This window comes from Trichococcus pasteurii, assembly GCF_900112935.1.
Classification (GTDB): domain Bacteria; phylum Bacillota; class Bacilli; order Lactobacillales; family Aerococcaceae; genus Trichococcus; species Trichococcus pasteurii.
Genome location: NZ_FONM01000010.1, coordinates 73,210 through 87,782 on the forward strand (window position 1 = coordinate 73,210; position 14,573 = coordinate 87,782).

General features: G+C 42.4%; 18 protein-coding genes. All 18 read right to left on the bottom strand.

What is annotated here, in order from left to right; all coding sequences use genetic code 11:
- Positions 1–4: 4 nt before the first annotated feature.
- Positions 5–1,627, bottom strand: a complete 1,623-nt coding sequence (locus BM184_RS09570) for a methyl-accepting chemotaxis protein (RefSeq protein WP_177208618.1) — start codon at positions 1,625–1,627, stop codon at positions 5–7.
- A 348-nt stretch (positions 1,628–1,975) separates the two neighbouring features.
- Positions 1,976–2,701: a cell division ATP-binding protein FtsE gene (gene ftsE / locus BM184_RS09575; RefSeq protein ID WP_086943605.1), complete on the bottom strand. Its 726-nt coding sequence runs from the start codon at positions 2,699–2,701 to the stop codon at positions 1,976–1,978.
- A 56-nt stretch (positions 2,702–2,757) separates the two neighbouring features.
- The gene (locus BM184_RS09580) at positions 2,758–3,540 is read right to left on the bottom strand and encodes a flagellar hook-basal body protein (protein ID WP_086943604.1); all 783 of its coding nucleotides are present in this window, start codon (positions 3,538–3,540) and stop codon (positions 2,758–2,760) included.
- A gap of 20 nt (positions 3,541–3,560) precedes the next feature.
- Positions 3,561–4,319, bottom strand: a complete 759-nt coding sequence (locus BM184_RS09585; RefSeq protein WP_086943603.1) for a flagellar hook-basal body protein — start codon at positions 4,317–4,319, stop codon at positions 3,561–3,563.
- Positions 4,312–5,028, bottom strand: a complete 717-nt coding sequence (locus BM184_RS09590) for a sigma-70 family RNA polymerase sigma factor (RefSeq protein WP_086943602.1) — start codon at positions 5,026–5,028, stop codon at positions 4,312–4,314. Before BM184_RS09590 ends, BM184_RS09585 begins: the two co-directional genes overlap by 8 nt.
- Before the next feature lie 60 nt (positions 5,029–5,088).
- Positions 5,089–7,179, bottom strand: a complete 2,091-nt coding sequence (gene flhA / locus BM184_RS09595) for a flagellar biosynthesis protein FlhA (protein ID WP_086943601.1) — start codon at positions 7,177–7,179, stop codon at positions 5,089–5,091.
- A 20-nt stretch (positions 7,180–7,199) separates the two neighbouring features.
- A complete protein-coding gene (gene flhB, locus BM184_RS09600) occupies positions 7,200–8,267 on the bottom strand; it encodes a flagellar biosynthesis protein FlhB (protein ID WP_086943600.1) in 1,068 nt (355 codons plus the stop codon).
- Positions 8,268–8,282: 15 nt separating this feature from the next.
- Positions 8,283–9,038 (bottom strand): flagellar biosynthetic protein FliR, encoded by a 756-nt coding sequence (gene fliR / locus BM184_RS09605; RefSeq protein WP_086943599.1) that lies wholly within the window; start codon positions 9,036–9,038, stop codon positions 8,283–8,285.
- 10 nt (positions 9,039–9,048) lie between these two features.
- On the bottom strand, positions 9,049–9,312 hold the full coding sequence (fliQ, locus tag BM184_RS09610; RefSeq protein ID WP_086628582.1) for a flagellar biosynthesis protein FliQ: 264 nt from the start codon (positions 9,310–9,312) through the stop codon (positions 9,049–9,051).
- Between the two features lie 10 nt (positions 9,313–9,322).
- A complete protein-coding gene (fliP, locus tag BM184_RS09615; protein ID WP_086628581.1) occupies positions 9,323–10,057 on the bottom strand; it encodes a flagellar type III secretion system pore protein FliP in 735 nt (244 codons plus the stop codon).
- A 1-nt stretch (position 10,058) separates the two neighbouring features.
- Entirely contained in the window at positions 10,059–10,430 is a 372-nt protein-coding gene (locus tag BM184_RS09620) for a flagellar biosynthetic protein FliO (RefSeq protein ID WP_086943598.1), read from the bottom strand.
- Positions 10,431–10,456: 26 nt separating this feature from the next.
- Positions 10,457–10,930, bottom strand: a complete 474-nt coding sequence (locus tag BM184_RS09625; protein WP_086943597.1) for a flagellar basal body-associated FliL family protein — start codon at positions 10,928–10,930, stop codon at positions 10,457–10,459.
- Positions 10,930–11,751 carry a flagellar motor protein MotB gene (locus BM184_RS09630; RefSeq protein ID WP_086943596.1) on the bottom strand — a complete coding sequence of 274 codons (822 nt, stop codon included), beginning with the start codon at positions 11,749–11,751 and terminating at the stop codon, positions 10,930–10,932. Before BM184_RS09630 ends, BM184_RS09625 begins: the two co-directional genes overlap by 1 nt.
- 3 nt (positions 11,752–11,754) lie before the next feature.
- Positions 11,755–12,573, bottom strand: coding sequence for a motility protein A (locus BM184_RS09635; RefSeq protein WP_245830768.1), 819 nt, complete (start codon positions 12,571–12,573; stop codon positions 11,755–11,757).
- Entirely contained in the window at positions 12,570–12,773 is a 204-nt protein-coding gene (locus BM184_RS09640) for a flagellar FlbD family protein (protein WP_086943595.1), read from the bottom strand. The genes BM184_RS09635 and BM184_RS09640 overlap by 4 nt, the downstream gene beginning before the upstream one ends.
- 26 nt (positions 12,774–12,799) lie before the next feature.
- Positions 12,800–13,684: a flagellar hook-basal body complex protein gene (locus BM184_RS09645; protein ID WP_086943594.1), complete on the bottom strand. Its 885-nt coding sequence runs from the start codon at positions 13,682–13,684 to the stop codon at positions 12,800–12,802.
- A gap of 80 nt (positions 13,685–13,764) precedes the next feature.
- On the bottom strand, positions 13,765–14,145 hold the full coding sequence (locus tag BM184_RS09650; RefSeq protein ID WP_086943593.1) for a hypothetical protein: 381 nt from the start codon (positions 14,143–14,145) through the stop codon (positions 13,765–13,767).
- A gap of 4 nt (positions 14,146–14,149) precedes the next feature.
- Positions 14,150–14,569 carry a flagellar hook capping FlgD N-terminal domain-containing protein gene (locus BM184_RS09655; protein ID WP_086943592.1) on the bottom strand — a complete coding sequence of 140 codons (420 nt, stop codon included), beginning with the start codon at positions 14,567–14,569 and terminating at the stop codon, positions 14,150–14,152.
- Positions 14,570–14,573 lie beyond the last annotated feature (4 nt).

Sequence of the window (14,573 nt, forward strand, 5' to 3'; positions counted from 1 at the left end):
TGGATTAAAATTTAAATTCTTTGACCAACAGATTCAGCAAATCTGCAAGGCCTGCGATTCTTTCGGAATTCATCGAAACTTCTTCCATGGAACTGCTGATTTCCTGGCTGGCAGCCGATGTCTCTTCGACTCCGGCAGCGGATTCTTCCGAGATTGAAGCAATCTCTTCGATGGACGTACTCATGTTATTTGTATTCTCAGCCAACAGCGCCAAATTATTGGTTACGCCGGAAATATTCGTCACCATACTGTCCAATTGCATTTTCATCGTATTGAATGTATGGCTCGTCTTATCAATCTGGGCAGCACCTGACTTCACTTCCGTATAGCCCGATTGTAGGGATGAACTTACATTTTTGGATTCTTTTTGGATAGTATCCACAAAACCTGTTATATCCATGACTGAAGTGGCGACTTGTTCAGACAGCTTTCTGACTTCATCGGCAACGACAGCAAAGCCTCGACCATGTTCTCCAGCTCGCGCCGCTTCTATTGCAGCATTCAATGCCAGCAAATTGGTTTGATCCGCTACATTCTGAATAAGCCCAACCAGTTTATTGATTTCTTGTGTCTGATTTTCCAGAATGTTCATCTTATCAACAGCCTCTTGCATAATCTCCTGAATTTTATTCATCTGCAAACTTGATTTTTGCATAAGTTCCTCGCCTTGATTTGTATTTGCAAGGATTTCCTGGGAACCTTCTGCGATTTGCATGGCGTTTTCATTAACAGCCTGGAACTCGTCATTGAATACGTCAATGACAGTCGCTAAGTTACTGGCACTGCTCGCCTGGGTCTCAGATCCGGTCGCCAACTCCTGCATTGTGGCAGCCACTTGTTCCGTTCCTACCTTCACTTCGTTTGAAGCCTGATAGAGATCCCGACTGTTTTCCTCCAGCGTATTCGACGCTTCTGAAATGCTGACAATAATGGATTTTAATTGTTGCTGCATCTGATTGATTGCATCACCCAGTTTGCCTAATTCGTCAAAATGTTTGATGTCGATAGGTTCTCCATTCAGTTTTCCAGTTGTCAGTTCGGTTGTTTTGTCCATCAATAGCTTGATACGCTTCATCAAATCGGAAGAAATCAATAATGCGATAGCGATACTCAGCAATAGTGCAATTATGGATATAATGAAGGTCACTCTCATTGCTTGATCTCCATTTGCAATAACACTGTCGCCTTCCTCATGAATGGAAACAATTCTGGCATCTAGTGATCGCTCCATGGCGCTTATGTTCTCATTTCCAAGTTGCTCTGATTTTTCAAATAATGCCTTTATCGCTTGTTCCTGATTACCTGCTTGGTAGACATTAATGACTTCTTCACGTGTGATCCGGGTCCATTCATTAATTCCTTCGAATAAATCGACAATCACTTGTTTATTGCCGTTTGCCTGCAGAATCTCCGCTTGGATAGCTTCGCTTTGCTGCGTGTACAAATCAAATAATTCCACATACGTTGTATCCCCGGACAATAAATAGCTGCGAACGACGGACATGCGGCTTGCCACTAGATAGTTGATTTCAGCACCCTGTTCCAAAATAGGAACGCCGACATTTACAATTTGATCAGTATCTGCATTAATATCGTTGGATGTTTTGTAACTATTGTATCCCAACAAAAAAATAGACACTAAGATTATTGAAAATCCAACGAGTAAATTTGTGCGGATACTTTTAAATTGCAATAATTGGACCTTAAATTTTCTTTTCATTTTTGATTTTGCGCTTGTTGCTTCCAGATTTGATGCTTGCACTTATCTCACTTCCCTTTACCATCTCTCTCCTGCTCCAATCCCTAGAGAATGAATTAGGCTCTTAACATTAATTCGGTAGTGTTTGTGAATAGTTAATAGCGGATTGTTGGAAATTCCATAATAAAGTTTACATATCAATATAAATAAAAAAACTACTGCGCAAATAAATGCACAGCAGCTCTCACTTTTTTATGGATCAAAAAACACCATTTATTATACGATGAAATACTCTTTTTCTTTAAAATCATATTGGAGCGTATTCTGTTCCTTTTTCTCTTGATCTTTTATCAGATGGCCATTCTTCATTTCCAGAACACGGAAACGGAATTTTTCGATGATGCCTTGGTCATGCGTGGCCATCAGGATAGTTGTGCCGCTTTTGTTGATTCTGTAGAACAAACGGAAAATTTCCAGAGAAGTCCGCGGGTCCAAGTTCCCTGTAGGTTCATCTGCAAGAATAATTTTCGGAGAATGTACAACAGCACGTGCAATCGCAACCCGTTGCTTTTCACCGCCGGACAGTTGGTCCGGGTAACTGTTGGCTTTATCCGCCAACCCTACCGTTTCAAGCGAGCGATGTACTTTATCCGCAATAGCCTCAGGATCTTCTCCCATGACCTCCAGCGCGAAAGCGATATTCTCAAAAACTGTTTTACCAGTCAACAATTTACAATCCTGAAACACAATGCCAATTTCCCGCCGCAGATGGTGTATGACGTGATTTTTCATTTTGCCGACATTGTGTCCACAAACTGTCACCGTTCCTTTTGTGGGTTTGATATCCCGATAAAGTAACTTAATGAAACTGGACTTACCTGATCCACTGGCGCCTAATACATACACAAACTCTCCTGCTTCGATGGTAACCGATACATCCTTTAGGCTTGTGATGCCCCTAGGATATTCTTTTGTTACGCCAGCCACTTCGATTATTGCCATCTTCTCTCTCTTCCTCCATCTTTTGCTCCCACAGGAGATCCTTTCACGCTGCTGTATTATCTCTTGAATCCGTTTATGACACCCATAATCTCATCTGAAGTTTGCGCTGCTTTCAAATTCATTGAATACGCGCGTTGGGTCACGATCATATCGGTGAACGCAGCTGCCAAATCCACATTGGAGGTTTCCAAATAATGTTGCTGGATTCCTCCCATGGCGAATCCTTCTGCCGAGGAATACATACGCGTTCCCTCCGCCACTGTATATTGGTTTTCTCCGGCTGGGACAAGGGCGTCTGCAGACGCTGGATAAAACAGCGGAATCCTTCCCGCCATTGTCGCAGCGCCATTGCTTCCTACCCAAATTTCGCCATTTTCCGAAATCGAAAGGGTCGCGTCGGAAAGATCAAGCGTCGGCAACAGGTTTTGCTCGATTGCGAGGGTATTCCCTGCTGAGTTGGTCACCACGCCATCCTGTCCCAATTGGAATGCGCCATCCCGCGTATAAAAAACATTCCCATTCTCATCATTGACTCTGAAGAAGCCCTCTCCGGAAATTGCCAGGTGAAAATCGCCAGCACTTTCGACCAGACTTCCTTGGGAAAGATCCATTCCGGAAACATTGCTCGATACCCCAGTGGAAATCGTTAATTCCCCAACGCCCTCAGAAAATAACAAGTTTTGATTTTCTGTTTGATTGTTGACTAGCAGTTCCTGGAAATTTACATTTTTTGCTTTATAGGAATTTGTGTTGACATTCGCAATATTGTTCGCAATGTTATCCATTCCTGTCTGGAATGCTTTCATCGCTGTTTTTGAAATACTCATGGGTAGACTCATCGTCGCTGGCCTCCTTCTTCCTACACTTTTCCGATTTCATTGACTGCTTTGCTTAACGTCTCATCTGAAGCATGCAGTATTTTTTGATTCGCTTCAAACTCTCTTGTCAGCTGCATCATTTGGACCATATGATCTGTCATGTCAACATTGGAAGTTTCCAAATATTTTTGAAGGACAAGCGTGTCATCGTCCGTTGTCATCCCAGCCTGATAAGAAAATAACGTATCCCCAATCGATTGAAGGTTTTCTGCTTCCACATTATCCGTCAACAAAAAACGGACGCCGGTAGCGTTGACATTTCCTGTCTGGTCGACAGTAAATGGCACACTGCCTGCTGGAATGGTAGCTATTTGTCCAGCTTGGTTTCTGCCGAGCACCAAGTAGCCTTCCTGAGTAGTCAGATTGCCCGTTGCATCAACCGCAAAATTGCCGTTTCTTGTAACAGCTTGTCCGCCGTTTGGCATCTGAACTGTAAAAAAAGCATCCCCCATCAAAGCAAAATCATTGCTTGAATTCGTGCCCTTCAGGCCGCCTTGGCTCAGATTGCGGTAAGCTGTATCTATCTGATTTCCGAAATTCAGTCCATCGATTGGATTCTGCTGATTCAGCATCGGACCGTTTAAGTTATTCCCAAATTGAAAAGTTTCAGTTGTACTTTGGACAAGCTCTTGATATTTGTACCCGCTGGTATTCACGTTGGCGATATTTGTGCTCAGGTTTTCTTGCTTTTTCTGCAATAAGTTGAACTGATGGCCAACTGTATCCAAACTTCTAATCAAGTTCTTCCCTCCTCATTTCTTCTTTCAATTTCAATATCATTTTCCCATGGATCTGAGAAACTCTAGGGACGGAAACTTCCAGTATGAAGGCAATTTCCTTGAGCGGCAGTTTTTCCACATAATACAGTTGCAGAATCAATTGTTCGCGTTCTTTCAAGCGACCGATTGCGCCTTTCAATGCTTCCATCTGCTCGTTCTTCAGCAACTCTTCCTCAACAGAAATGGCATGCGTATCGACGAGCATATCCCCCAACTCTACGCCATTGCCTTCATCATTAAAGATCATTTTTTCCAATGACTGCGTAGCCAGATAAGACGCCGTATCATATACCTGGCCTAATTGTTTGGCAGTAATCTGAAGTTCTCGGCATATTTCCTCTTCAGTGGGTATTCTTTTTAAGCTGTGCTGGAGCGACTCTACCGCAAGCCTGTAATCCTTAAGTTTATTCATTCCTGTTCGGGAAACCGGGCCATTACGACGAATCTCATCGATGATGGTCCCTTTGATCCGAATAAATGCATAATTTTCAAAAGGCACTTTTTTGTCTTCATCGTATTTATCGATGGCATCCATGAGTCCGATGACACCGATATTCACCAAATCGCTCTTCTCGTAATCAGGATTACTCAATCCAATGTGTCGGACCACTTTTTCGACTAGAGGCACGTACTTCAATATGATGGCTTCTCTGTCCTCTATATTTTGCATATCCTGCTCCCATCTTCAGGTGATTGAAAATTCATTTTGTATACTGACCCTCAAGTGAAATTAAATAGCAATATCCTCAACCATACCAACTGATTCGATTGCGATTTCGTTCGGTACTTCATTCAAAGATAATACTGCTATTTCCGGAAAATTAAATGTCAACAGATTTTTTAAAGAGGGTCTTATTTTTGGAGACACCAGCAGGACATGCGGTCTACCCTCAGCTTCCAGATGGTTATGGATTTTCTTGATGCTGTCGAATAATTTTGTGACATTATTTCCTTGAATCAGTGGAATCGATCCCGATGAAGATTTTTGGATATTTTTACCGAGCATTTCCTCGGTGTTTGGATGGATCGTAACAACATTCAGCACTGCATTCTCATCCAAATAATTTTTAACTATGGTTTGCTTCAGTGCTTGACGGACGTATTCCGTCAGTAGTTCAATGTCTTTTACCGTGGTGCCATAGTCAGCCAACGTCTCCAATACAGTAACCATGTCGGTGATCGGTATATTTTCCTTCAGCAAGTTCTGAAGCACTTTTTGCACTTCGCCCAATCTAAGGATATCCGGTATCAACTCATCGATGACAACGTTATGCGTTTCTTTCAGCGTTTCCAATAGTTGCTTCACTTCTTGCCTGCCGAGCAGTTCCTGACTATGCTGAAAAATGGTTTCTTTAAGGTGTGTAACGAACACAGTAAGTGGGTCTACCACCGTATACCCTTGCAAATCTGCCATTTCCCGATCATCCCCAGTTATCCACATGGCATCCAGCCCGAACGATGGCTCTTTTGTTGCGATACCATTAAAAGCAAACTCTGTATCTCCTGGCGACAAGATCAAATAGCGATCCATATACAACTCACCCTGTGCGTAGACGTTCCCTTTAATTTTGATTACATATTGGTTCATACTCAGTTGCAGATTATCTTTGATACGAATCGGCTTCAATAGAATGCCAATTTCCGTGGCACACTGTTTTCGGATGCTATGTATTTGGTTCATCAGATTATCGTCTTTTGATTCATCAGCAATTGAAATCAGACCATAGCCGATTTCGATGGATATAGGATCCACTTGATGGGCAGTGACCGTTTCTTCATTTGACTGGTTTTGAAGCATACGCTCTCCTGCCAGAACACGCTGTTCCTCGGTTATTCTTTCAAACTGTGCTTTCTTTTCATTTTGCTGAATAAGATAGCTCGACCCGCCCAATAGTATCGCCATCATTGAAAAGGTGAATGTTGGAAACCCTGGCAATAGTGCGAACACGAGTAAAATAGCGGAAACCAGATAGAGTACTTTTGAACTGGACATCAATTCCGGCATCAGTGATGTCCCGAATGTTTTCGCGTTTCCCGATCTTGTAACCAAGATTCCTGAGCCGATTGAAATCAACAAGGAAGGAATCTGACTGACCAATCCATCACCGATTGTCAATCTCCCGAATTTATCCATCGCTTCCATGATGGGCATGCCTTGTTGCAGTGAATAAATAAGCGTTCCGCCGATCAAGTTGATGAACGTAATAATGATGCCCGCGGTAGCATCGCCCTTAACAAACTTACTTGCTCCATCCATTGCCCCAAAAAATTGTGTTTCTCGTTCTAAGTCGTTGCGTCGCTGCTTCGCTTGCTGTTCATTGATCAAGCCGGAATTCAAATCCGAGTCGATCGACATTTGCTTTCCGGGCATCGCATCCAATGTGAAACGTGCGGATACTTCCGATACCCGACCCGCACCGTTCGTCACGACAATCATTTGAATGATGAAAATGATGATAAAAATGACGGCGCCAACTATGATATTGTTTCCGGCAACCAAATTCGCAAACGTATCGATAACCTTACCCGCATCGCCCTCAGTCAGAACCAACCGCGTTGAAGAAATATTCAACCCCAATCTGAACATGGTTGTCAGTAAAAGGAGCGTCGGAAAAGTTGAAAATTCCAGGACATTTTTAGTGAATAACGTCAACAACAGGATTGTCATGGACAAGGCTAGATTCACAATCAACAACAAATCGAGAAGTGGTGCAGGTAATGGAATAATGATCATCGCCAAAATGAGGACGACAAACGTTGCAATCCCTACATCCATAAACGCTGAGGCATTCCCATTTTTTTTGGTTAGTTGTGCAGCCATTACATCACTCTTTCTCTCACTTATATTTTCCTCTTGTTGCTTTCATCGATCTGATAGATCAACGCAATCATCTCAGCTATCGCTTCATAAAAGTCCAATGGTATCGGCTGACCGATCTCAACTGATCGGTACATGGCGCGTGCCACTGGTTTGTTTTCCATAATCGGAATATTATTTTTTTTGGCTGCTTCCCTGATTTTTTCCGCCACATAGTCTGCACCTTTGGCGACGACTACGGGCACTTGGTCGCGTTTTTTATCATAACGCACGGCAATCGCCAAGTGCGTTGGGTTTGTGATGATGACGGTCGCAGACTCAACATCCTTCAGCATTTGTTTACTGAATTGTTTATATTTTTGACGTCTTAATGATTTTATGTAGGGGTCGCCTTCTGATTCTTTGTATTCATCTTTTATTTCTTGTTTGGTCATATTCAAATTCTTTTTATAGTCATATTTTTGATAGATGAAATCCACCATCCCTAAAAGAAACAACAAGATGGCAAGATTCGTGCTGATATCTTTGACAAGTTCCAGAATCAAAAAATAGAGTTTTTCGGTCCCCACTGCAGACGAGTTGATGATGTAGTAACCCGATTTTTCGAACGATATGTAACAGACGTAACCAATCAGGATCATCTTAAGAATATTTTTGATCAAAGTGAATAGCGCCTTTTTACTGAACATATTTTTAAGACCACTCACCGGGTTCAGTCGGCTCATTTTAAATTTTAGGGCTTCTGTTGAGAACAATAATCCTGTTTGGATGATATTTGCAATCAAAGCCCCTATAAAAGCAATTACTAAGAACGGTCCCGCTAAGATGAATATGTATAAGATAGCCTTCATCCCGATATCATTGAGATTATTTTCAAGGCCACCCACATCATAAACAACCGCAAATTCACTTTTCAGATAAACATACCCGTATTGAAGGGTATGCGTAGATAGCGCGATCGCGAACATCATGAACATGATATAAGTAAAGGCGGAATTGAATTCTTGGCTCTTGGCTATCTCTCCACGTTTTCGGGCATCCTTCAGCTTTTTGGGGGTGGGTTTCTCAGTCTTTCCATCTTTCTCACTCACATGATCACCTCTTCATCAGCTTAGTGACTGGATAAATTCAGTCATGTATTTCACCATCAATGGCAGCATTTCTGTCATGCTGTCCATCAGATTAGGCAACAGAACCAGCATAAGTGACATACTGACCAGAATCTTTAAAGGCATACTAAGCATCAACACATTTATCTGAGGCACAGTCCGAGAGAGCACTCCCAAAACGACTTCCGTCAACAAGGCCGCAATAACGATAGGGGCCGAGAGATTCAACGCTATCTCAAACATCATCGAGAACAGAGTGACAATCCCTTTCACTCCAAAATCCCCTACGGAAAACGCCTCGATGGGGAAAACCGCGAATCCGGACACCAATGCCCTCAAGACATGATGGTGCATATCCGTAAAAAAGAAGATGGACAGCGCCATCCAATAATATATTTTCCCGAAATAAGAAGCCTGGAACCCTAAAGCAGGATCAAAGACTGCAGACATCGAAAAACCGACCTGGAAATCGGCAAAATTCCCGGCTATCTCAACCGCATAAAAGAAGAGGTTTGTGATATAGCCTAGCGCCAAGCCGACCAACGATTCCTTCAGCGCGAAAAGCGCCAGTTGCACCAAACCCAGCTCGGACTCCATGGCGGGTATCATGATGTAAACCGGCAAACTCAAGCCCAAAGAAATGGCAATCTTCACAACAGTTGGTACACCTTTGAATGAAAATCCCTTACTTATAAAAACGAAAGAACCTATCCGCATAAAGATCAATATGAGTTTCTGTAATGTAATCAGCATCCTTTAGCCATCACAATCCAGCGATCAACTCGAATATTTTTTCTGTATAAGCGATCAATGCGTTCAGCATAAAATTGCCGAACACAACCAAGGCTCCGATTACGGCCAATATTTTTGGAACAAAACTCAATGTCTGTTCCTGCAGCTGTGTTGCTGCTTGAATAATACTGATGATCAAGCCTACCACCAAGGCGATGGCCAGCGTCGGTCCGGCAACTATCAGAATGGTCATGAAGCCTTCTCTCAAAACATCTAAAACTTTTTCTATCGACATTCATGCACCCCTATTGAAAACCTAATACCAGCGACTCAACGACCAAATACCAACCATCCACCAAGACGAACAGAAGTAACTTAAACGGCAACGAAATCATTACCGGCGACAACATGAACATCCCCATGGACATCAGAATACTTGCAACCACGATGTCTATCACCAGAAAGGGAATGAAGATCAAAAACCCGATCGTAAAGGCCGTCCGCAATTCGCTGATCGCAAAGGCCGGAATGAGACTGAGCAAACTTACATCTCCCGTATTGGTTGGCATGTCATCCCCCTGCAGATCCAGAAAGAGGGTAAGATCCTTCTCCCTCGTCTGCTTCAGCATAAAGTCCCGGATCGGGTCCTCTGCTATATAAAAGAACTCTTCGATGCCGATCTGATCCTCCATCAACGGAACCGCCGCCTCATGGTAAACTTCCGTATAGGCTGGCCTCATGATAAAAAATGTCAAGAAGGCCGCCAAGCCTATCAAGACAGTATTGGGAGGATTTTGCTGTGTGCCTAACGAACTTCTCAAAAAAGAAAAGACAATGATGATCCGCGTAAAACACGTAGTCAATATCAAAAATGCCGGTATGACACTCAGAAGACCTATCAACACATACATTTTTACAGCATCCGATGTCCCGCCCAGAGCATTTTGAACCGTGTCTACGATTTCCGCCGCATGAACTTTTTGAGGAAATGTCAGAAATAACAATCCAACGCCGCTTGTGACAATCCCTTTTTTCACCATCCTATTTTCTCATCCCTCTTCGTGAAATTCTGCCACCCTCATCAACTTCATCAAATAATACTGGGCTTTTTGGACCGAATTTTTTATGCTGCATTGGGTCCAAAACTGCTTTTTCTTCTTTTATCTCCTCAATGTTCAATTCCTTTAAAATTTCATTCTTTGAATCTGTGCAACTCATCAAAAAATAGGAATCAGCTACTTTAACGACACAAAGAGAAGATGTGCGGTTCAATGGGATGCGCTCTATCATGGTGATGTATTTGCCGTTTTTATTGACGAATCGATCCAATAGTTTCAACAGGTAATTTATGGCAAAAATAACAAAAATCAACACGATAAAACTTTTCCCGATGTATAATATTTCATTTTCCATTTCCTTGACGCACACCTTCCAATTTGCTATTGCATGACAATATTTGTAATGTATAAATCACTCGCAACTTCCGAACCCAAACTTTGATTGATTTTCGAAATGATCTCGTGCTTGATGACTAAGACACCTTCAGATTCATCAAAAATGTTGGCTGTAGATTTATTTCTGAGCACGCTGATGATCGCATCGCGCACAATTGCCGCCTTTTCAGTCAGAATTGTTTCTTTCTCTTTATCATTTGTTTCTACGGACATTTCGATTTTTAAAAAATCACCCAACGTGCCATCATTGGCTTTTAAATTCACAACAAATTCCTCTTGGGGAACCAGGATGCTCTCTACTTCTTTTTTATTGAAGCTAGTGATCCATTCTTTGGCTTTCCCGCTCGTTATCAAAGAACCGATTGTTCCTCCACCGATCATCAGAGCCACCGAAATCACAGCTATCAGAATGAGCCGCGGAACGTTCTTTTTTTTAGGCAACTGCGCTTCTTTTTCCATTATTCTGCCCCCTCCGGTTCATAGACCAACACAATATTGACTCTTCTATTTTCAGCACGCTGTTCAGCTGTGTCATTTGGAACAAGCGGATTGTATTCTCCGTAGCCGACAGCGGATAAACGTGCGGGGTCAATACTTCGTTGTTCAGCCAAGTGTCTGAGAACGGCAATGGCTCTGCCAGCCGATAATTCCCAGTTACTCTCAAATTTTTGATCGTGGTGGGGAATGTTATCTGTATGCCCTTCAATCACGACCTTATTTTCAAAATTACCGATTAATTCTGCTACTTTTTGTAAAGCCGCTGTGCCACTTTCAGTTATGACCGCACTGCCCGGAGTGAACAAGATTGCTGCCTTCACGTTCATGTAGACACCATCTGCATCCATGCTCATACTGATTTCTTCGGACAATCCATTCTTTTCGACAAAATCTTTGACTTCTTGATACATTTTGATGACTTCTGGATCCACCGCAATCATCGTTTGCCCTTCAGTGGCAAACAACTCAGCCTGAGCGTCCTCTGCTTTTGCCGCTTCAATAGCTGCTGCCTCCATTTCTAATATGGATGCGGAATCTCCAGTTGCGGCATTCTCATTTTCCTCAGGGACCCATTGCCCTCCAGTCAAAATACTATTTTGACCAGATCCTACAAATGAATATTTTAAAGAATCTGCGGCTTGTGAGAACTTTTCATTGTTGACACTGGACATCGAGTACAGCAAAATGAAGAAAGTCAGTAAAAGCGTCATCAAATCTGAGAATGTTGTCATCCATTCCGGAGCCCCCCCTGATTCAGGAGCTCGTTTCCGCTTTTTCCTCATATATTAATTTACCTCACTTTGAACAGCAGGAACGTTCGTATTCCTATTTTTCTTACTATTTTTTGCAGGCTTGTTTTCCAGGTATCCATTCAATTTCTGTTCGATTGTTCTAGGATTTTGCCCCGCTTGAATAGATAGGACACCCTCGATGATCATGTCACAAACTTCCAACTCGGATTCGGTCTGCATTTTAAGGTTTGTCGCTATAGGAATAAATAATAAATTAGCAAAAAAGCTTCCATAGAAAGTCGTTATCAAAGCTACTGCCATTCCACTCCCTATTGTACTGGGATCACTTAACTGACTTAACATATTTATCAAACCGATCAATGTTCCAATCATGCCGAACGCAGGAGCCAGCTCTCCCCACTTCAGGAAAATTGCTTGTCCGACTCCATGCCTCGATTCCATATTTGTGATTTTTATTTCCAGAATACTTTTGATATCGATAGGATCCATCCCATCCACTGCCATTTGAAGGCCATCCCGTAATATCAGATTGTCTATTCGGCTGATTTCTTGTTCCAAAGTCAAAATCCCATTACTACGGGACAAACGAGAGAGTTCTGTGAACTTTTGAATCAGATCATTTTTATCCTCCTTGGATGTACTGATCACTTTCTTGAATATAATTGGAATTTTTTTTATATCAGAAAATGGAAAGCTGATCAGCAAGGCACAGAATGAGCCCACTAAAGTTATGATTAAAGATGGTACATCGATAAAGCCACCAATACTTCCGCCCTGATTAATGGACCAGATAATTAAAGCTACCCCTATGACAAGAGCCATTAGGGGGATCGGATTTTTCTTTATTTTCATTTCCCAACCTCCGGTACAGCAAGATAAATTTTTCTCCTATAGTCCACTATTTTTTCCACTATTTGGTTTGCCGGTTCGCTCACTCGAATATGCTGACCATCGGACAAGGTAATTATCGTATCGTGCATTTCATCGATACGGTAAATTAAGTCACAGTTCAAAAAAAATGCCTCGCCTGAAACACTGGTTAAAGCTATCATGGACTCTCCTCATTTCAACTTGAAGTTTAGCGTTTCAATGCCAATAACTCTTCCAACATCGAGTCAGAAGTTGTTATGCTTCTTGAGTTTGCTTGATAGGCTCTGTTGGCAATGATCATTTCTGTAAACTCATTCGCGAGATCGACATTTGACATTTCCAAAAAGCCTGATCGGATGACGCCATAGCTATCATCTGCTGGAAAACCCAGCTCTGGAGCACCAGAGTTTGCTGATTCACTGTACAGATTACCGCCTACTTTTTCCAAACCAGCGGCATTCGCGAACTTAGCTAAAGCGACTTGTCCGATTACATAGGATTCTCCATTCCCATAATTTCCGGTAATAACACCTTTACTGTCAATGGAATGACTATTCAAACCGAAAACGTTGGTTGCTCCATCCGGGACGCTGTCTGATGCTGAAATCGATCCATCAGCGTTGACCTGGATATAAGCAGGTATACTCAATTTTTCCAGCGTTTCAGTCCCATCCGGCTCAGTATTGTTTACGCCCATAACACTGTAACCAGCACTCGTCACCAAATTATTCTCGGCATCAAGGTAGAAACCGCCATCGCGTGTATACTGATTATTGACTCCTCCATCTCCACTCACTACAAAGAAAGAGCTGTCCCCGTTCTCAATCCCAAAATCCAGTTCCCTCCCCGTCGCTTGCAAAGAGCCGCCACTCATGATTGTATCGATGGCGCTTGTCTGGACACCGAGTCCAACTTGCTTCGCATTTATGCCTTCTTGGGCACTCGCAATCGATTGGCTGATCATATCTTCAAAACGTACCCTTCCGCGCTTGAATCCAGTGGTGTTTACGTTAGCTATATTATTTGAGATTACATCCATCTTTGTTTGTAAGTTTTTCATGCCTGTGACGCCAGAGTATAATGATTTTAACATTTGATTTCCTCCTAGTAGTTAACTTCTTGATCCTATCAGTCATTCAAGGATCTCACGGCTTCCTTATCGGTCCGGCCGCTTTAATCTTTGATGAACTTCGTGCTGTCGATGTTCATCACTGTATCCAATTCATTCTGATTCAATGCGGTGATGATCGTTCGATTGTCGATGCTTGCGATCAAAGCCATGTCTTTATAAAATAATAAAGAATTTTTTGAGCCTTTGTCATCCAGTTCATCCATCGCTTGGCTCAGGTTACTCATATCTTCACCCGCCAATGAGAATCCTCTTTGATCCAGACGTTTTTGAGCATGGTTGGAAATCTTCAACTCTTTGTCATCTGTGCTTTGGCTCAGCGCCTCTTGCATGATTGTTTGGAACTCACTTGATATTTGTTGTTTCTTATTATTCTGTCGGAGTGGCTCAACACTTTTGATATCGGCATTCGCTCTTATATCCATCCGGTTACTCTCCAATCGACTGTATGTCATTCAAATAGTAGTCCTTTCCTCCGATCATCACAGTTGCAAATCCATTTGCAAATTTCACCTTATCCACTACTCCTGTGACGATGCTCGCTTCCCCAGTCACAGTGACAGTTTTCCCGATCATTGCTAATGCCTGTTGTTGTTGGGTCATCAACATGGTCGTGTTCAATGATTCAGTCAAATCCTTCAACTGTTCCATCGTACTGAATTGGATCATTTGGGTCATGTAATCTGTGGAGCCGCTACTGCTTCCCCCTTCTTCTGACATGGCAGGCATTTTAATGGCTGCAGCCATGATCTGTAAAAAATCGTCCATGGAAAGGTCAGAATTGCTTTGACTCTTATTGCTCACCAACTGTTCTGTCGATCCGATCGTAAAATTTGATGTGATATCCATTTTC

Bases quoted from the DNA above. Each gene is read 5' to 3' on its own strand.
- fliR (WP_086943599.1), bottom strand. From the start codon at position 9,038: ATGCTGATTACATTACAGAAACTCATATTGATCTTTATGCGGATAGGT.
- BM184_RS09620 (WP_086943598.1), bottom strand. From the start codon at position 10,430: ATGGAAAATGAAATATTATACATCGGGAAAAGTTTTATCGTGTTGATT.
- BM184_RS09635 (WP_245830768.1), bottom strand. From the start codon at position 12,573: ATGAAAATAAAGAAAAATCCGATCCCCCTAATGGCTCTTGTCATAGGG.
- BM184_RS09625 (WP_086943597.1), bottom strand. From the start codon at position 10,930: ATGGAAAAAGAAGCGCAGTTGCCTAAAAAAAAGAACGTTCCGCGGCTC.
- ftsE (WP_086943605.1), bottom strand. From the start codon at position 2,701: ATGGCAATAATCGAAGTGGCTGGCGTAACAAAAGAATATCCTAGGGGC.
- BM184_RS09655 (WP_086943592.1), bottom strand. From the start codon at position 14,569: ATGGATATCACATCAAATTTTACGATCGGATCGACAGAACAGTTGGTG.
- BM184_RS09650 (WP_086943593.1), bottom strand. From the start codon at position 14,145: ATGGATATAAGAGCGAATGCCGATATCAAAAGTGTTGAGCCACTCCGA.
- BM184_RS09640 (WP_086943595.1), bottom strand. From the start codon at position 12,773: ATGATAGCTTTAACCAGTGTTTCAGGCGAGGCATTTTTTTTGAACTGT.
- BM184_RS09590 (WP_086943602.1), bottom strand. From the start codon at position 5,028: ATGCAAAATATAGAGGACAGAGAAGCCATCATATTGAAGTACGTGCCT.
- fliP (WP_086628581.1), bottom strand. From the start codon at position 10,057: ATGGTGAAAAAAGGGATTGTCACAAGCGGCGTTGGATTGTTATTTCTG.
- flhA (WP_086943601.1), bottom strand. From the start codon at position 7,179: ATGGCTGCACAACTAACCAAAAAAAATGGGAATGCCTCAGCGTTTATG.
- BM184_RS09645 (WP_086943594.1), bottom strand. From the start codon at position 13,684: ATGTTAAAATCATTATACTCTGGCGTCACAGGCATGAAAAACTTACAA.
- BM184_RS09630 (WP_086943596.1), bottom strand. From the start codon at position 11,751: ATGAGGAAAAAGCGGAAACGAGCTCCTGAATCAGGGGGGGCTCCGGAA.
- fliQ (WP_086628582.1), bottom strand. From the start codon at position 9,312: ATGTCGATAGAAAAAGTTTTAGATGTTTTGAGAGAAGGCTTCATGACC.
- BM184_RS09580 (WP_086943604.1), bottom strand. From the start codon at position 3,540: ATGAGTCTACCCATGAGTATTTCAAAAACAGCGATGAAAGCATTCCAG.